This is a genomic window from Parasedimentitalea marina (genome assembly GCF_004006175.1).
Classification (GTDB): domain Bacteria; phylum Pseudomonadota; class Alphaproteobacteria; order Rhodobacterales; family Rhodobacteraceae; genus Parasedimentitalea; species Parasedimentitalea marina.
On record NZ_CP033219.1, the window covers coordinates 3,316,376 to 3,333,638 of the forward strand.

Sequence of the window (17,263 nt, forward strand, 5' to 3'; positions counted from 1 at the left end):
AGGCCAGATGAAATATGGATCCTGTTGGGGCGGCGCAGATCAAATCTGCTCAATTCTAGACTGCTATGTATTCCAAAATTTTCTTAATGCTGCGGCAACTTCTGCAGGGTGAGAAATCGGCACCATGTGACCTGCCCCCTCAATCACCGCGAGACTCGCATTCGGCAGATGCTGAAGAAGACCCGCATTAACCGCTGATATCACCGGGTTTGTATCCGCGCCATGCAATAGCAATGTCGCCATGACCAGGCCATCCGCCCCTCCCGGAGCCAGCAGGCCTGTTCGATCCGTCAGGATCGCCGGATCACAAGCTGGCACGATCTCGATAGCCCGCACCATTGCAGCACGTGTGGTTTCAGGCAGGTCTGGCCATTTCGGCGCACCCGAGCTCCACATCCGGTTGAACAAGCGGGCCGCCACCATTGGCTCGCCGGCCTTTAAAGCATCGGTAAAGGGACGGTTCTGCTCCTTGAGGTCGAACAGTAAGCTGGCATTTTTAGCTGCTGCGAAAAAAACCGGCTCGATCAACGTCAGGCTACGTACCAACTCAGGCCGTCGGAGCGCCATTTGTAGCGCCACCGTCGCCCCAAAAGAGTGCCCAATCAGATCCATCGGCTGCGTTAACAGCGACTGACCGGCCGCAACATTTCGATCCTGGAAATCACCCCGTTGGTCCCAATTCGGACTGCGGCCGTGGTGCAGCATGTCAAATGCCGTGACAGTCACCTCGTCCGACAATTCCGTGGCCAGGCCCCTCCACGTTCCTGAATGCGCCAGTGAACAATGTACGGCCAGCACTTGCCTCTGGCCCTTTCCGAAACTTCGACTGAAAACGGGTTGCGGCACTAGGCTGGCGGGCTTGTTCATTCCGCGGGTGCCGCTAGGTGCAGATCCAAGTCCTCAAGGCGGTCCTGCCCCCAAAACTTTGCCCCATCAGAGGTGATATAAAACGGTGCGCCAAACACCCCTTCACTGACTGCGTCCTCAAGGTTTTGCACATAGGTTTCGGCGCCGGTAAGCAATCCGCTGTCCGCCAGCGCAGGGTCGAAACCGGCACTTTTGAGACAGTCGCGGATCACGTCATCCTCGGCAATGTTCTTGTCTTCAGCCCAGACCGCGCGGGTGAACGCATGATGCAGTTTCCCCAGGTCCCCACCGCCTGCATTCTGGGCCGCTATAATAGCATAAGACGACGGCGCCGGGTTGGTGGGCCAAAAGGCTGGCTTTAGGTTCAAGGGCAAACCAAGTTTCTTAGCTTGACGCTCCAATTCAATCAGGCGGTACTCTTGGCGCGAGGGATGTCGATCCTTTGGAGGGGTGCCACCGGTTCGACCAAACATCGCCATGATATCAAGCGGCTTGTAGATGATCTCGACGCCATGTCGGGCTGCGATCTCCTCTACGCGGGTGGCGGCGAGATAAGTAAACGGCGACAGAGTGGAAAAATAGAAACTGATCCGGGTCATATTGGCTTTCTCCTGCCTAAGAACTTTGCGCGACGGTACGCCCATGCTAAGCGGTGTTCAACATCACGAATCTGTCACATTGCTCAGCTGCCTGGGGATATTCAGCTTATGCCGACACTAAACGAACCCAAACTCATATCTGGGAACGCAAACCCGCCTTTAGCCGAAGCCATCAGCCGCCGAATGAGCCTGCATCGCGGTGTCGATCAGGGTCTGGTTGATGCCCGCGTCGAGCGGTTCAACGACGGAGAAATCTTCGTCGAGGTCTACGAAAATGTCCGCGGCGAGGACATGTTTATCATTCAGCCGACCAGCAACCCGGCCAATGATAACCTGATGGAGCTTCTGATCATCTCGGATGCTCTGCGCCGGTCATCTGCCCAGCGTATCACTGCGGTGATCCCATATTTTGGCTATGCTCGTCAGGATCGACGCACCAAGGCGCGCACTCCGATCACCTCTAAGCTGGTCGCAAATATGCTGGTTGAATCCGGCATCGAGCGGGTTTTGACCATGGACCTGCACGCAGCGCAGATCCAGGGCTTCTTCGACATTCCCGTCGACAACCTGTATGCCAGCCCGATCTTTGCACTGGACGTCAAACACCAGTTCAAGGACCAGATGGACGAGCTGATGGTGGTGTCACCTGACGTTGGCGGTGTTGCCCGCGCACGCGAGTTGGCCAAACGTATCAACGCACCGCTGTCGATCGTGGACAAACGCCGGGGCAAACCGGGCGAAGTGGCCGAGATGACTGTCATTGGCGACGTCAAAGACAAGATCTGCCTGATCATCGATGACATGTGCGACACCGCCGGCACCCTGTGCAAGGCGGCGCAGATCCTGCTGGATAACGGCGCCAAGGAAGTTCATGCCTATATCACTCACGGTGTGATGAGCGGCCCAGCGGTTGAACGTGTGACCAACTCGGTTATGAAATCACTGGTGCTGACCGATTCAATCCAGCCGACTGAGGCGGTCCTGAACACACCTAACATTCGTGTTCTACCCACCGCGCCGCTGTTTACGCAGGCGATCCTGAACATCTGGCATGGTACAAGTGTGTCGTCGCTGTTTGACGACAAAACCCTGATCCCGATCTACGAGTCGCTGTATTCGAATAATATCTGATCTGGACTACAATCTGATCAACAGCCCCGTACAGGAAACTGTGCGGGGCTTCGTTTTGCCGTGGTGCTGCCAAAGAACTCAACGCATCATACAGCAAGCGATCCTGCGTCTGCTATTCCACGTCCCAGTCATCTTCAAACGGCAGCTCACCAAATGCTGTCCACGAGGCACGCAATCGCGCGAAACGGCTGTCAGCCCAGGTGCGGAATACAATTTCAAAACCGTTGGCGGTAACGTTCTCGGCCACCAACTCAGCGCGGATGGCTGCTGTAGTATCCATGTCCCAAAGCGAAATTGCCAACTGTACGGCTGGTGGCGATGCAAAGGATTCGTCGAACCTGACCATCTTACGCCGCTCACGCGCGCCGGAGCCCGTCCACATTGCGCCATCATTCTCAAAATCGGCAAAGACCATCACATCGCCCTGATCAATTCCAGTGCGCGGGTTTCTTAGTCGCTTCATGTCATGTCTGATCCGTTATCCCCGCTTCAACCATAGAGCATAAATTGGGCAAGAATAGGGTCGTAACCCGATAATTTGCCCGCCCTTGATCACTGAAAGGAACGATGTGTTTTGCAGACGCAAGAGAGTGGCCTTCTACGTTTATCACGTGAGACGTCTGTATCAGAGCGACATCACACGCGCCTTGAATATACATAAAAAAACCGGCCCATGATGGGGCCGGTTTTCACAAACAGCAAAGACATCGACCTTTACAGGTTGATGTGCTCACCCAGTGCTTCCATGTCCGCCAACAGCTTGGTGGCGTCATCGACCAGTGTGTGATGCTCTTCTTTGTTCTCGTGTGCCGATGCCTGAGCCGCGCGCGCGGCTTCGATCAGCTCGTCCAGATGATCTCGGGTCATCTCGGTTACCGGGATGGCCTTTTCAGCCAGAACCGACAAACCGTCAGAACCGATTTCAGCAAAACCGCCCGACACAACATAGTCCATGTTCCCTTCGGGGCTTTCGACCCGAAGAAGACCAGGACGCAGGGTGGTGATGGTTGGCGCATGCGCGGGCATTGCCGTCATGTCGCCATCCGCACCCGGAATTTGAACCGCGGTCACCTGAAGCGAAGCTAGGCTTCGCTCCGGGCTCACGAGGTCGAATTGCATGGTATCAGCCATTACGACCCTCCTTAGGCCGCGTCAGCAGCCATTTTCTCGGCTTTTGCGATCACTTCATCGATACCGCCAACCATGTAGAAGGCGCCTTCGGGCAGGTGATCGTATTCGCCAGCCACAACAGCTTTGAACGACTTGATGGTGTCTTCCAGCGGAACCTGCTTACCGTCAGCGCCGGTAAAGATTTTCGCAACGTCAAACGGCTGCGACAGGAAGCGCTCGATCTTACGTGCACGTGCAACGGCCAGTTTGTCTTCTTCTGACAGTTCGTCCATGCCCAAAATCGCGATGATATCCTGAAGCGATTTGTAACGCTGCAAAATCTGCTGCACGTCGGTTGCAACGGCATAGTGCTCTTCACCGATAACCAGCGGATCCAGCAGACGCGAGGTCGAGCCAAGCGGGTCCACAGCAGGGTAGATACCCTTTTCCGAGATTGCACGGTCCAGAACGGTTGTCGCGTCCAGGTGAGCAAACGAAGTTGCAGGTGCAGGGTCAGTCAAGTCATCCGCTGGTACGTACACGGCCTGCACAGACGTAATCGAACCGGATTTGGTTGACGAGATACGTTCCTGCATCGCACCCATGTCGGTTGCCAGTGTTGGCTGGTAACCCACAGCGGATGGAATACGACCCAGCAGCGCCGAAACTTCGGAACCAGCCTGAGTAAAGCGGAAGATGTTGTCCACGAAGAACAGAACGTCCGAACCGGATTCGTCGCGGAACTGCTCGGCCAGGGTCAGACCCGACAGCGCAACACGCATACGCGCACCTGGAGGCTCGTTCATCTGACCGTAAACCAGAGCAATCTTGGATTTCTCCAGATCGTCAGGAACGATAACGCCAGATTCGATCATCTCGTGGTACAGGTCGTTACCTTCACGAGTCCGCTCACCAACACCCGCAAACACGGACACACCGGAGTGTACCTTTGCGATGTTGTTGATCAGTTCCATGATCAAAACGGTTTTACCAACGCCGGCACCGCCGAACAGACCAATTTTACCACCCTTGGTGTAGGGGGCCAGCAGGTCGATGACCTTGATGCCGGTGGTCAGGATCTCGGTTTCGGTCGACTGCTCGGAGAACGCAGGAGCGTCGCCGTGAATCGCACGAGTTTCGGTCGCAGCTACATCGCCCTTTTCGTCAACCGGGTCACCGGTCACGTTCAGGATACGGCCCAGGGTCGCGGTTCCAACTGGAACCTGGATCGGGGCGCCTGTGTCTTCGACAGGGGCGCCACGGACCAGACCTTCGGTCGCGTCCATCGCGATGGTACGGACGGTGTTTTCGCCCAGGTGCTGAGCAACTTCCAGCACCAGTTTTTTGCCATTGTTAACAGTAGTCACAGAGTTCAAGATCTGCGGCAGATCGTCCTCGAACTGCACGTCAACAACGGCGCCAATGACCTGAGTCACTTTGCCTTTTGCATTAGCCATGTTTCGTCTCCGGTTGTCTCTTAGAGCGCCTCAGCGCCCGAAATAATTTCAATCAGCTCGTTGGTGATCACAGCCTGACGCGAGCGGTTATACTCGATTGTCAGCTTGTCGATCATGTCACCCGCGTTGCGGGTCGCATTGTCCATCGCGCTCATCCGGGCACCCTGTTCGGACGCTCCATTTTCCAGCAGGGCGGCAAAGATCTGGGTGGCCACACCACGGGGCAGCAGGTCAGCCAGAATGGCCTCTTCGCTGGGCTCGTAGTCGTAGACGGAACCATCACTGTCACCTTCCACCGTCTCAAACGACGCTGGGATGATTTGCTGTGCGGTCGGGACCTGGGTCACAACGTTGACAAAGTGCGAAAAGAAGATCGTCGCAACGTCGAATTCACCCGCGTCAAAGCGGCCTAAAACGTCCTTGGCGATATCCTGTGCGTTGGCATAGCCAACACGCTTGACGTCGCTCAGGTCGACGTGACCGACATATGTGTCGCCCAAGTCGCGTTTCAGGCTGTCACGGCCCTTTTTACCAACAGTCAAAATCTTGACGGTCTTGCCATCAGCCTTCAGGGCCTCGGCTTTTTGCCGCGCCAATTTTGCGATGCTGGAGTTAAAGCCACCACACAGGCCCCGCTCAGAGGTCATGACGACCAAGAGATGGGTCTGATCGCTACCTGTGCCACGCAGCAGCAGGGGCGCAGAATCGCTCCCACCTACAGAAGCGGCCAGCCCCGCCATAACGGCATTGAACCGTTTGGTGTAGGGGCGTGACTCTTCAGCAGATTCCTGGGCGCGGCGCAATTTTGCGGCCGCGACCATCTGCATGGCTTTGGTGATCTTGCGGGTCGACTTGACCGACTCGATCCTGTTTTTAAGGTCTTTAAGATTTGGCATTGCCGCGTCCCCTCCTTAAGCGAAATCAGCGGCGAATTCGTCCAGCGCAGCTTTGATCTTATCGGCGGCATCACCTTTGATCTTGGGATCTTCATTGGTGATGAAGTCCAGCAGATCCTGATGCTTGCCACGCAGGTGCGCCAGAAGACCAGCTTCGTAGCGGCCAACTGCGTTCACGTCGATCTTATCCAGGTAACCAGTAGTACCTGCAAAGATAACGCAGACGATTTCGGCATTGGTCAATGGCGAGTACTGAGGCTGTTTCATCAGCTCAGTCAAACGAGCACCCCGGTTCAGCAGCTGCTGAGTAGCGGCATCCAGATCGGAACCGAACTGCGCAAAGGCAGCCATTTCACGATACTGAGCAAGTTCAAGTTTAACCGGACCAGCAACCGACTTCATGGCGTTTGTTTGTGCGGACGAACCAACACGAGACACCGACAGACCGGTGTTCACAGCAGGACGGATGCCCTGGTAGAACAGTTCGGTTTCCAGGAAGATCTGACCATCGGTGATCGAAATCACGTTGGTTGGAATAAACGCCGAAACGTCACCACCCTGGGTTTCGATGATTGGCAGCGCAGTCAGCGAACCATTGCCGTTGTCGTCGCCCAGTTTGGCCGAACGTTCCAGCAATCTGGAGTGCAGATAGAACACGTCACCTGGGTAAGCTTCACGTCCGGGCGGACGACGCAGCAGCAGCGACATCTGACGGTAGGACACAGCCTGCTTGGACAGATCATCATAGATGATCAGCGCGTGGCGGCCGTTGTCGCGGAAGAATTCAGCCATGGCTGTCGCGGCGTAGGGTGCCAGGAATTGCATCGGTGCCGGGTCGGACGCGGTTGCGGCCACAACGATGGAGTATTCCATCGCACCGGTTTCTTCCAGTTTCTTAACCAGCTGAGCAACAGTCGAACGCTTCTGGCCGATCGCTACGTATACGCAGTACAGCTTTTTGCCTTCGTCGTCGCCAGCGGCTTCGTTGTAGGATTTCTGGTTCAGGATCGCGTCCAGAGCAACGGCAGTTTTACCGGTCTGACGGTCACCAATGATCAGCTCACGCTGGCCACGACCAATTGGGATCATCGCATCAACCGACTTCAGGCCAGTTGCCATCGGTTCGTGAACCGACTTACGTGGAATGATGCCTGGCGCCTTAACGTCGGCTACGCCGCGCTCGGTGCTTTCAATTGGGCCCTTACCGTCCAGCGGGTTACCCAGACCGTCAACAACACGACCCAGCAGACCGTTACCGATTGGAACGTCCACGATCGAGTTGGTGCGCTTGACTGTGTCGCCTTCTTTGATGTCACGGTCGGACCCAAAGATAACGATACCGACGTTGTCGCTTTCCAGGTTCAGCGCCATGCCCATGATGCCACCGGGGAATTCGACCATTTCGCCAGCCTGAACATTGTCCAGACCATAAACGCGGGCGATACCATCGCCTACGCTTAGCACACGACCGATTTCAGCCACTTCGGCTTCTTGACCAAAGTTCTTGATCTGGTCTTTCAGGATTGCAGAAATCTCTGCAGCTTGGATACCCATTTATCCGACCTCTTTCATTACATTCTGGAGGGAGTCGAGCTTGGAGCGGATCGAGCTATCGATCATCTTCGAGCCCACTTTGACGACAAGACCGCCGATGATGCTCTCATCGACGGTTGCATTGATGGTAACTTTTTTGCCTACGCGAGCGGACAGCGTCTTAGCCAGCTTTTCGCTTTGGGTCTTGGTCAGTGCCTTGGCCGAGGTCACATCAGCTGTGACTTCTCCGCGAGCCTCTGCCAATTGGCTACGCAGCGCGGCAATCAGCGCTGGAAGAACAAACAGACGGCGGTTTTCAGCCATCAGCGCCAGTGCATTGCTCATCATGGGGTCGAGCCCCATTTTGGCAGCAATCGCAATGATCGCAGCGCCCTGCTCTTCGCGCGATACGAGCGGCGAAGAGATCAGATTGCGCAGTTCAGCACTGTCGTCCAGCGCCGCTTGCAAATCATTGATACTGGTTTCAAGCCCATCAAGGGCCTTATTTTCGTCTGCAATCTCAAAGATCGCAGTGGCATAGCGCGCGGCAATGCCTGCGGAAATCGAAGCTGGTTCGGACACGTCCACCCTTCCGATACTGGCCCCGGTTAGCAGACCTTGCGGCGCGTCCGGGGGCGTGAGTCAGCCCTCCCATCACGGAAGGACGATAAAATCAGCGTGGATGTAACAGAGCCATAGCCACCAAGCAACATTAGATAACGGCAACGGCAAAAGTGCTTAATTGATATATTTCAAATACTTAACCAAAGTGCGACCCTTTGCACCCCCCTAATGGACGGAAAAAGGTAAGACTTTTGCAAGTTTTTCCGATTCCAAGAGGTACAAAAACCAAATTCCTGCTGTGGATAACTCGGATCTGAGTTCCATATTCCGGCCAAAATGACGTTTTGCGCGCAGATGACAGCGCAAAAAGGGAATCAACCGCACCTGAGCCAATTCACGCGGGTTTTGGCATTGGATTTGACAGGCCTTCCAACACTCGGATGCGGCTACGCGCCTTTACTTTGGTTGCCAGTCCGCGTGGCTGATGGATTTGCTTACTGACCTCGACCAAAAATACGCCTCCAGCCAAAACCGTTGGCAGCTTGCGCCCCATGTTTTCGATCATCGGCCCGGACTTCAGCCAAAAGCGCCGCATCGATGGCACCTGATACAGAGCTGCGGCATGGCGTTCGGTGGTGAATTGGTGGGTTCTCAGCTGACTTTCCAGCTGACCAAGAGTATAAGGTCGCCCATACCCAAACGGCGTCTTGTCTGACCGTGACCACAACCCAGCCCGGTTTGGCACCACAAAGATGGCGCGACCGCCCGGTCCCAAAACGCGCCAGCATTCCTCTAGAAGTTTGGCCGGATGGTCCGAGGTCTCTAACCCGTGCATGACCAGTAACCGGTCAACGCGGCCTGTATCCAACGGCCAGCGTGTTTCTTCGCATAACACAGAGACATTGGGCATGCCGGCCGGCCATTGCATCACTCCCTGCGGCCCTGGCATCAGGGCAATGACCCGACGGGCCTTGGACAGATAGGGACGCATCAGCGGCGCGGCGAACCCGAACCCTGCCATCGTCTGCCCGGTCGCATCCGGCCACATTTGTAGCAACCGCGCCCTGATTGATGCCTGTGCCGCACGCCCAAGGGTGCTGCGGTAATAAAAATTTCTCAAGTCTTGCACATCAAGATGCATTGCGGGCGCCCGTCGCTTCAGTCAGTCTGCTACACAGTTTAACCATGAAAAGGCGAATGACCATGCCTCTTGAGATCATCACTGTCCCCTGCTTGTCAGATAATTACGCCTTTTTGTTGCATGCGCCTGGCAGCGGCATGACTGCATTGGTCGACGCCCCAGAAGCCGCACCGATCAAGGCCGAACTCGACAAGCGCGGGTGGGGGTTGGATTTCGTGCTGCTGACCCATCACCATCCAGATCACATCGATGCCGTCGATGAGTTGCGCGAGATTTACAAACCAAGTGTCGTCGGCGCCGAGGCCGATGCGCACCGGTTACCGCAATTGGATGTATCCGTGAAGGAAGGCACAGCCTATTCCTTGTTGGGCGAAGATGTACAAGTCATCGAGGTGCCGGGCCACACGGTTGGACATATCGCTTTCTACCTGCCAAAATCGAATGCTGTTTTTACCGCTGACAGTTTGATGGCCTTGGGCTGCGGCCGCCTATTCGAAGGCAGCGCCGCCCAGATGTGGCAAAGCCTAGGCAAGCTAGCCGCACTGCCCGCTGAAACCATGGTTTATTCGGGCCATGAATACACGCAGGCCAACGGCGCCTTTGCGTTAACAATCGAACCTGGCAACTCCGCGTTGCAGGCTCGCGTCGCTGACATCGCCAAAGCACGCGCAAACGGTGTTGCAACAGTGCCATCGTCGCTATCTTTGGAAATTTCCACAAATCCCTTCCTTCGGGCTGATCGACACGAAGTGAAGCAGGCGATTGGCATGGAAGGCATTGATTCTGAAGAAGTATTCACTGAAATTCGCAAACGGAAAGATCGCTTTTGATGGGGCTTCATGCAGTGAAAAAAGGCACGGTCACACCGAATGTGACCACTATTTTCAAGAAAAGCCTTGAAGCTGCGGCTCTATCAACCAAAATCTAACACTATGAGGACATGGTTGGTACTAGGCGAAGATTGGTAAACGAATGGTCTCTCCACCGACCCAAGACAGAGGAGCACGCCCGTGCCTTCATTCTCGAGCACACTAGAAACCGCCATCCATGCCGCGCTTGCGCTGGCAAACGAAAGGCGCCACGAATTCGCAACCCTGGAGCATCTGCTACTGGCCCTGTTGGACGAGCCTGAGGCCGCCCGTGTGATGCAGGCCTGCAGCGTTGATCTGACGGAACTGCGCAAAACACTGTCGGAATTTGTCGATGAAGATCTGGCCAATCTGGTCACTGATATCGATGGATCCGAAGCGGTGCCAACAGCCGCGTTCCAACGGGTGATCCAGCGCGCTGCGATCCATGTTCAAAGCTCTGGTCGCACGGAAGTCACCGGCGCCAATGTGCTGGTCGCAATCTTCGCCGAGCGCGAAAGTGATGCGGCGTATTTCCTGCAGGATCAGGACATGACCCGGTATGACGCGGTAAACTATATCGCGCATGGCGTGGCCAAAGATCCCGCCTTTGGCGATCAGCGCCCAGTCACCGGGGCCCATGACCCCGAAGACGAGCCCCAGACCGTCACTGAAGAAGACAAAAAGGAAAGCGCACTCGACAAATATTGCGTGGACCTGAATGCCAAGTCACGTGAAGGCGACATTGATCCGCTGATTGGTCGCGACCCAGAGGTCGAGCGTTGCATCCAGGTGCTCTGCCGTCGCCGCAAGAACAACCCCTTGCTGGTAGGTGATCCTGGTGTCGGCAAAACCGCCATCGCCGAAGGTCTGGCCCGCAAGATCGTGGCTGGTGAGATCCCCGAAGTCCTGTCCAAAACCACCATTTTCTCGCTCGACATGGGCGCGTTGCTAGCCGGCACCCGCTATCGCGGTGATTTTGAGGAACGCCTAAAAGCCGTGGTCACCGAACTGGAGGACCATCCGGACGGGGTGTTGTTCATCGACGAGATCCACACTGTGATTGGTGCTGGTGCCACTTCGGGTGGGGCTATGGATGCCTCGAACCTGCTGAAGCCTGCGTTGCAGGGCGGCAAATTGCGCACCATGGGGTCGACCACCTACAAAGAATTCCGCCAGCACTTTGAAAAAGACCGCGCCCTGGCGCGTCGGTTCCAGAAAATCGACGTTGATGAACCCTCGGTTGATGATTCGGTCAAAATCCTGCGCGGTTTGAAACCGTACTTCGAAGAGCACCACGGCACCAAATACACTGTCGAAGCGATCAAAACTGCGGTGGAACTGGCCGCGCGCTATATCAATGACCGCAAACTTCCCGACAGTGCGATTGACGTGATCGACGAGGCGGGCGCCGCCCAGCATCTGATCATCGAAAGCAAGCGCCGCAAAACCATCGGTGTCAAAGAGATCGAAGCCGTTGTGGCCAAAATCGCCCGGATCCCGCCGAAAAGCGTTTCCAAGGACGATGCCGAAGTTCTGAAAGATCTGGAAAAGTCACTGAAGCGCGTGGTGTTTGGTCAGGACGATGCGATCACTGCGCTGTCCTCAGCGATCAAACTGGCCCGTGCCGGTCTGCGCGAACCGGAAAAGCCAATTGGCAACTATCTGTTCACCGGCCCTACCGGCGTCGGCAAAACCGAAGTGGCAAAACAGCTGTCCGATATGCTGGGACTAGAGCTGCTGCGTTTTGACATGTCTGAATACATGGAGAAACACGCGGTGTCCCGCCTGATCGGTGCGCCTCCGGGCTATGTGGGATTTGATCAGGGTGGCTTGCTGACCGACGGTGTTGACCAGCATCCACACTGTGTCTTGCTGCTGGATGAAATCGAAAAGGCGCATCCGGATGTGTTCAACATCTTGTTGCAGGTGATGGATCACGGTGAGTTGACCGATCACAACGGCCGTACGGTCAATTTCCGCAATGTGATCCTGATCATGACCTCAAACGCCGGTGCCTCTGAAATGGCAAAATCCGCCATTGGCTTTGGCCGTGACCGCCGCGAGGGCGAGGATACAGCTGCGGTCGAACGCACCTTCACGCCCGAGTTCCGCAACCGTCTGGACGCCGTGATCTCGTTTGGTGCACTTCCCAAAGATGTCATCATGCAGGTGGTCGAAAAATTCGTTCTCCAGCTGGAGGCGCAGCTGCTGGATCGCAATGTTTCGATCGAGCTGACACGTCCCGCCGCAGAGTGGATCGCCAACAAGGGTTATGATGATAAGATGGGGGCCCGACCTTTGGGGCGCGTCATCCAGGAGCACATCAAAAAACCACTGGCCGAGGAACTGTTGTTTGGCAAGCTTGCCAAAGGCGGCTTGGTCAAGGTTGGTATCAAAGATGGCGCTTTGGATCTTCGGATTGAAGGCCCCGCCAAAGCACGGATTACAGGTGACAAACCACCGTTGCTGACCGCTGACTGATGCAGCGAGCTGCCCTTCTGGCACTAACAGTCACGCTCGTCCCTTCCCTAGGGGCGAGCGATTTTTTATTAGACCTGCCCATTGACTGCACATTGGGGCAGACCTGTTTCATTCAAAATCACGTCGACCGAGATCCCGGCCCCAGCATGCTTGATTATCAATGCGGCGAACTTGGCTATGACGGCCACAAGGGAACTGATTTTCGACTTCCCACGTTAGCCGATATGGCACGCGGCGTGAACGTGCTGGCAGCAGCCGATGGTGTAGTGCGCGGGTTGCGCGACGGGATACCAGACGTTGGACCAACCGAAACCACCGCAGGCAAAGAATGCGGCAACGGGGTAGTCCTGCGTCACGCCGACGGTTGGGAAACTCAATATTGCCACATGAAATCCGGCTCCATCGCTGTGCAGTCGGGACAACAGATTGCGGCGGGTACGGTTTTGGGTCAGGTCGGACTAAGTGGTAAAACCGAGTTTCCGCATTTACACCTTAGCTTGCGGCGCCACGGCGAAGTGGTCGATCCCTTTGATCTGTCAGCCTTCCCGGCCTGTGACGCCTTGGGGGAAAGCCTCTGGCGGGATGCGCCTGACTATCAGGCCGGCGGCCTGTTGGGGGTCGGGTTCAATGTTGCGGTGCCGCAGTATTCTGACGTAAAGGCCGGATCTGCGGACCAAAGTCCCCTACCCGCCGATGCAGCAGCACTTGTGTTTTGGCTGCATGCTTTTGGCGGTCACAAAGGGGACGTTGTAACCCTAATTGTCGACGGCCCCGAAGGACGGCTGGTTGACCATCGCGCAACCTTGCCAAAAGATCAGGCAGAATTCTTCCGAGCGGCAGGAACGCGGTTGAAAACCTCCGCCTGGCCAAACGGAGAGTACACTGGAACCGCAATTCTAACCCGCTCTGGCGCCGAAATCAGCCGTTCTGAACACCAGATGCACGTTCGTTAGCCGGGGTTACTTCTCAGTAAATTTCAACTCAATCCGGCGGTTTTGCGCCCGCGCCTGAGGGGTATCAGCCGTGTTGATGGGCTGGTATTCCCCGAAACCGTTGGCCGACAGTCGCCCCGGAGGGATGCCCAGGATCTCGACCAGGAACCGCACCACTGACAACGCCCTGCCCTGACTAAGCTCCCAGTTATCCGCATATTTGAAATGTCCAATCAGCGGTGTGTCGTCGGTATGACCGTCCACCCGGATCACCCAATTGATACTGGGTGGAATGTCGCCCGCAACACTGCGCAGGATACTGGCCACTTTGGCAATCTCGATCTCACCTTCGGGCGACAATTCAGATCCACCCGGGGGAAACAAAACTTCCGAGGAAAACACAAACCGGTCGCCTTCGATGCGAACACCCTCTTGGTTGCCCAGCACGTCACGCAGGCGGCCAAAAAATTCTGACCTGTAGCGTTGCAGATCTTCGGCCTGGTTTTCCAGATCAGAGGCCCGGTTCGCCAGTTCAACCGCCTCAGCTTCCAACCGCTTGCGCTCGGCCTCTTCCAGCAGGCGGCGCTTGCGCTCTTCCGAGGCGGCCCGTGCCAAGGCCGAGTTCAAATCTTTACCCAGGTTTTGCAGCTGCACCTGCTGCGCCACATCACGGGCCTGACCATCGTCCAGCAGCGCCTGCAAACTGCCCAATTGGTTTCGCAACGCTGAAACCTGCTGATTTAACAACGCGGTCTGGCGCTGTGCCTCGGTGGATATTTCTTTTTCACTGGCCAAAGTTTCGCGCGCCTGATCTAGCAGGGCTGCCCGTTGCTGTGCCAGTGACAGCTGCTCAGCGGCCCGACCTTCGGCATCGGATTGTTGCTCTAATGCGGCCAGCAAACGGCTTTGCAACACCTCCTGATCTGACGCCGCGACCTGTGCCTTTTCCAAAGCTTCCAATGCGTCCAGCAAACGACTTTCCACCGCAGCGCGCTCTTGCTGAGTTGAGCTTGCAGCGGTGCGCATCGCCGCAAGATCGGCGCGGGCCTGCTCCAGTTGCGACGACAGTCCGGCCTCTGCGCTGGCAGCATCAGACTGTAGCTGCGCCAAACGCTGCTGCAATCCGCGTTGTTCGGCATCTGCAGTCGCCTGCAACGCGGCAATCTGCGTCTCCAGACGGGCACGGGCCGCTGCATGTTCACTCTGCAAGCGTTGCAATTCAGACTGATAGTCAGACTGGGACTGCACATTGGTGGCGCGTTGACTGGCCAGTTCCGCCGCCAGAGCGTCACGGGTTTGCGCTGCTTCGTCCCGCGCCTGCGTCAGTTCAGCGGTCAACCGGTCCCGCGTGGCAGTGCTGTCAGTGCGGATACGGCCCAGCTCGGCCTCCAGCGCATTGACGCGGGCCTCGGCAGTGGATTGGGTGACCTGCATCTGCGCCAACACCCGGGTCAGACGCTCAGCCAGTTCATCGCGCTCGCGTGTTTGGGCCCTCGCGGCCTCGATCGCGGTTAGCGCTTCGGCCAGTTTTTCATCCAAGGCCGCCTTGGCTACATTGGCAGCAGCCAGCAGGGTCAGCGTATCTTCGGCATCTTGCCGCTGTGCTTCAAGCGCCAGTGTCATTGCTGTCAGTTCGCCATCCGCGTTTGCCAATTTTTCGCGTAGCGCCTCGGCGGCGGCGGCTTCGACCAGACGGGCGGCCTCTTCATCGCTAAGCTGCTGGCGCGCCTCGGCCAGTGCCGCCGCCCGCTCTTCACTCAGCTGCCGAGAACCAGTCAGCTCGGCATCGCGAACGTCACTTTGTTGTTCGAGCCCAGCAATCATTGCCTCTAGCGCCTCGCGTTTGGCTGCCGCCAGCCGAGCAGCTTCGACTTGTAAATCAATTTCACCCCGGCTTTGTGCCAGGGCCAGATTCAGCGCCTCTTGTTCCGACAGAAGGTCAGCGCGCGCCAATTCCAACGCCTCGCGATCAGACTGCAAGGCCGCAATGCTGGCATTTGCCTGATCCCTGTTTGCCAGCAAAGTCGCCACCTGGGCCTCGAATGAGGTGATCTGCGCCGAAGCATCCGCCAGTTCAGCGGCCTGTTGATCGCGTTGGTTGGTCAGCGAGGCGATCAGCGTCGCCTGCTCGCCCAATTGAATTTGTGTACGATCCAGATCAGTCTGGGTGTCATTCAAGGTGGCGTTCAACGCACCCAACCGGGCGTCTAGTTGGCTATTGGCACGTTCTTCCAACCCCAGCGCGCTGGCCAAGGCACCCACCTCGCCTGCTAGCGAGTCCAGCTCACTTTCCTGATTGGAAATGGTGTCGCGCAGCACAAACTGGACAATCATGAAAATCGTAATCAGGAACATCAAGACCAGTAGCAGACCGGTCATCGCATCAACGAACCCCGGCCAGATCGAGGCCTGGAATCGTTGTCCGGTGCGCCGTGACAAAGCCATGGATCAGGCCTCGCCGTTGTCTGGGGCCACCTCGGCACGTGCCCGGCCCCGCGGGCGGGCAAACGTCTTGACCAAGACATCGATGTCTCGCCGCAGCTCTGCCAGGCTTTCCTGACGGCCGGCCGAGATTTCCTCGAGGATGCGCAGCATCTGTACATCAATCGAGCGCAATCGCATCCGGCTTTCAGCGTCAATGCCAGCATCACTGCCATAGGCGCGCATCACTTCGGTCAGCGCCTCTTGGCCAATGGCAACCCGCTCTAGCGAGGCGGCAACTGTGTCACTCTGGTCCTGACGATCGTTCATCGCTGAAATACTGTCGACCAGATGAGTCAGCTTGTGGTTGACCATATCGCGACCCTCGGCAGATTGCACAAACAGCGCCTGCAAAGCATCCATCTGTTCCGCCATGGTATCCAGCACCTCGGTCACCACTCCGGTTTCACTTGTGCCTTCTTCCCCGGATGAAAAACTAACCCGGGTAAATGTCGACAACCATTCCTCCAGTTCGCGATAAAATCGGTTCTGGCCGTGACCTGCGAACAGTTCCAGCAAACCCACGATTAACGAGCCAGCCAACCCCAGCAAGGACGAGGCAAAGGCAACGCCCATGCCACCCAGTTGGTCTTCAAGCCCGCTCATCAAACGTTTGAACACCGCCAGGCTTTCTTCTCCATCCCGTGGTGACAGGCTGCGAATGGTTTCCACGACAGCCGGAACAGTGGTTGCCAGACCGTAGAAGGTACCCAACAGACCAAGGAAAATCAGCAGATTGACGATATAGCGCGTGATCTCGCGTTCTTCGTCAATGCGATTGGCAACAGTGTCCAGGATCGAACGGGTCGAGGACGAGCCCAGCTGCATCCGCGCTGCCCGCGATTTCAGCATCGTGGCCAGCGGTGCCAATAACGACGGCGCGCGAACGTCGTCACGGATCTCGCCGGCGGCAAAACGTTCGATCCAGCGCACTGACCCGATGAGCTGAATTACCTGCCAGAAACAGGCCAGAACGCCAAAGACAAACACCAACAGGATAAAACCGTTCAGCCAGGGATTGGACTGAAACACAGGCAGAACCCGCGGCAGGGCCACAAAGGCGCCAAACCCTGACAGGCCCAGCGCGATCAACATCATCATGATTTGACGGACCGGTTGCGAAAATTGCACGCGGGTCTCGCTATGTGGCTGCGCCATTCGTGGGTGTTCCTGAAATCTATTCTGCTCTCACTTCAGAGACTACAGATTAATATTCCAAA

Annotated in this window: 15 protein-coding genes; 4 read left to right on the plus strand and 11 right to left on the minus strand. The window is 56.5% G+C overall.

The window, feature by feature from the left end:
- Nucleotides 1–63: 63 nt before the first annotated feature.
- Together EBB79_RS16000 and EBB79_RS16005 are read right to left on the minus strand one after the other, a co-directional pair.
- Complete coding sequence (locus EBB79_RS16000) at nt 64–798, minus strand: alpha/beta fold hydrolase (RefSeq protein ID WP_338045766.1); 735 nt, start codon at nt 796–798, stop codon at nt 64–66.
- A 65-nt stretch (nt 799–863) separates the two neighbouring features.
- Nucleotides 864–1,466 carry a 2-hydroxychromene-2-carboxylate isomerase gene (locus tag EBB79_RS16005; protein ID WP_127749828.1) on the minus strand — a complete coding sequence of 201 codons (603 nt, stop codon included), beginning with the start codon at nt 1,464–1,466 and terminating at the stop codon, nt 864–866.
- Between the two features lie 108 nt (nt 1,467–1,574).
- Here EBB79_RS16005 and EBB79_RS16010 point away from each other — a divergent pair, with 108 nt between their 5' ends.
- Nucleotides 1,575–2,597, plus strand: a complete 1,023-nt coding sequence (locus EBB79_RS16010; RefSeq protein WP_127749829.1) for a ribose-phosphate pyrophosphokinase — start codon at nt 1,575–1,577, stop codon at nt 2,595–2,597.
- Nucleotides 2,598–2,709: 112 nt separating this feature from the next.
- Here the strand turns inward: EBB79_RS16010 and EBB79_RS16015 are convergent, their stop codons facing one another.
- From EBB79_RS16015 to EBB79_RS16045, 7 genes are all read right to left on the minus strand, one after another.
- On the minus strand, nt 2,710–3,060 hold the full coding sequence (locus tag EBB79_RS16015) for an H-type lectin domain-containing protein (RefSeq protein ID WP_127749830.1): 351 nt from the start codon (nt 3,058–3,060) through the stop codon (nt 2,710–2,712).
- 251 nt (nt 3,061–3,311) lie between these two features.
- The gene (locus EBB79_RS16020) at nt 3,312–3,728 is read right to left on the minus strand and encodes a F0F1 ATP synthase subunit epsilon (protein ID WP_127749831.1); all 417 of its coding nucleotides are present in this window, start codon (nt 3,726–3,728) and stop codon (nt 3,312–3,314) included.
- Between the two features lie 11 nt (nt 3,729–3,739).
- Nucleotides 3,740–5,164 carry a F0F1 ATP synthase subunit beta gene (gene atpD / locus EBB79_RS16025; protein WP_127749832.1) on the minus strand — a complete coding sequence of 475 codons (1,425 nt, stop codon included), beginning with the start codon at nt 5,162–5,164 and terminating at the stop codon, nt 3,740–3,742.
- Between the two features lie 20 nt (nt 5,165–5,184).
- Nucleotides 5,185–6,060 (minus strand): F0F1 ATP synthase subunit gamma, encoded by an 876-nt coding sequence (locus EBB79_RS16030; RefSeq protein WP_127749833.1) that lies wholly within the window; start codon nt 6,058–6,060, stop codon nt 5,185–5,187.
- 15 nt (nt 6,061–6,075) lie between these two features.
- A complete protein-coding gene (atpA, locus tag EBB79_RS16035; protein WP_127749834.1) occupies nt 6,076–7,614 on the minus strand; it encodes a F0F1 ATP synthase subunit alpha in 1,539 nt (512 codons plus the stop codon).
- Nucleotides 7,615–8,175 carry a F0F1 ATP synthase subunit delta gene (locus EBB79_RS16040; protein WP_127749835.1) on the minus strand — a complete coding sequence of 187 codons (561 nt, stop codon included), beginning with the start codon at nt 8,173–8,175 and terminating at the stop codon, nt 7,615–7,617.
- Nucleotides 8,176–8,551: 376 nt separating this feature from the next.
- Nucleotides 8,552–9,298, minus strand: a complete 747-nt coding sequence (locus tag EBB79_RS16045) for a class I SAM-dependent methyltransferase (RefSeq protein WP_127749836.1) — start codon at nt 9,296–9,298, stop codon at nt 8,552–8,554.
- Nucleotides 9,299–9,354: 56 nt separating this feature from the next.
- Between EBB79_RS16045 and gloB the strand changes: the two genes are divergently transcribed.
- The 3 genes from gloB to EBB79_RS16060 all read left to right on the plus strand — a co-directional run bounded on the left by gloB (nt 9,355) and on the right by EBB79_RS16060 (nt 13,583).
- A complete protein-coding gene (gene gloB, locus EBB79_RS16050) occupies nt 9,355–10,128 on the plus strand; it encodes a hydroxyacylglutathione hydrolase (protein WP_127749837.1) in 774 nt (257 codons plus the stop codon).
- 180 nt (nt 10,129–10,308) lie between these two features.
- Nucleotides 10,309–12,630 (plus strand): ATP-dependent Clp protease ATP-binding subunit ClpA, encoded by a 2,322-nt coding sequence (gene clpA / locus EBB79_RS16055; RefSeq protein WP_127749838.1) that lies wholly within the window; start codon nt 10,309–10,311, stop codon nt 12,628–12,630.
- 146 nt (nt 12,631–12,776) lie between these two features.
- Complete coding sequence (locus EBB79_RS16060) at nt 12,777–13,583, plus strand: M23 family metallopeptidase (RefSeq protein ID WP_238704930.1); 807 nt, start codon at nt 12,777–12,779, stop codon at nt 13,581–13,583.
- Between the two features lie 6 nt (nt 13,584–13,589).
- Here EBB79_RS16060 and EBB79_RS16065 read toward each other — a convergent pair whose 3' ends face one another.
- Both EBB79_RS16065 and EBB79_RS16070 read right to left on the minus strand, forming a co-directional pair.
- A complete protein-coding gene (locus tag EBB79_RS16065; RefSeq protein WP_127749840.1) occupies nt 13,590–16,007 on the minus strand; it encodes a peptidoglycan -binding protein in 2,418 nt (805 codons plus the stop codon).
- Between the two features lie 3 nt (nt 16,008–16,010).
- A complete protein-coding gene (locus EBB79_RS16070; RefSeq protein WP_127749841.1) occupies nt 16,011–17,201 on the minus strand; it encodes a biopolymer transporter ExbB in 1,191 nt (396 codons plus the stop codon).
- Nucleotides 17,202–17,263: the final 62 nt, after the last annotated feature.

Bases quoted from the DNA above. Each gene is read 5' to 3' on its own strand.
- EBB79_RS16005 (WP_127749828.1), bottom strand. From the start codon at position 1,466: ATGACCCGGATCAGTTTCTATTTTTCCACTCTGTCGCCGTTTACTTAT.
- EBB79_RS16010 (WP_127749829.1), top strand. From the start codon at position 1,575: ATGCCGACACTAAACGAACCCAAACTCATATCTGGGAACGCAAACCCG.
- EBB79_RS16015 (WP_127749830.1), bottom strand. From the start codon at position 3,060: ATGAAGCGACTAAGAAACCCGCGCACTGGAATTGATCAGGGCGATGTG.
- EBB79_RS16020 (WP_127749831.1), bottom strand. From the start codon at position 3,728: ATGGCTGATACCATGCAATTCGACCTCGTGAGCCCGGAGCGAAGCCTA.
- atpD (WP_127749832.1), bottom strand. From the start codon at position 5,164: ATGGCTAATGCAAAAGGCAAAGTGACTCAGGTCATTGGCGCCGTTGTT.
- EBB79_RS16030 (WP_127749833.1), bottom strand. From the start codon at position 6,060: ATGCCAAATCTTAAAGACCTTAAAAACAGGATCGAGTCGGTCAAGTCG.
- atpA (WP_127749834.1), bottom strand. From the start codon at position 7,614: ATGGGTATCCAAGCTGCAGAGATTTCTGCAATCCTGAAAGACCAGATC.
- EBB79_RS16045 (WP_127749836.1), bottom strand. From the start codon at position 9,298: ATGCATCTTGATGTGCAAGACTTGAGAAATTTTTATTACCGCAGCACC.
- gloB (WP_127749837.1), top strand. From the start codon at position 9,355: ATGACCATGCCTCTTGAGATCATCACTGTCCCCTGCTTGTCAGATAAT.
- EBB79_RS16060 (WP_238704930.1), top strand. From the start codon at position 12,777: ATGCTTGATTATCAATGCGGCGAACTTGGCTATGACGGCCACAAGGGA.
- EBB79_RS16065 (WP_127749840.1), bottom strand. From the start codon at position 16,007: ATGGCTTTGTCACGGCGCACCGGACAACGATTCCAGGCCTCGATCTGG.
- EBB79_RS16070 (WP_127749841.1), bottom strand. From the start codon at position 17,201: ATGGCGCAGCCACATAGCGAGACCCGCGTGCAATTTTCGCAACCGGTC.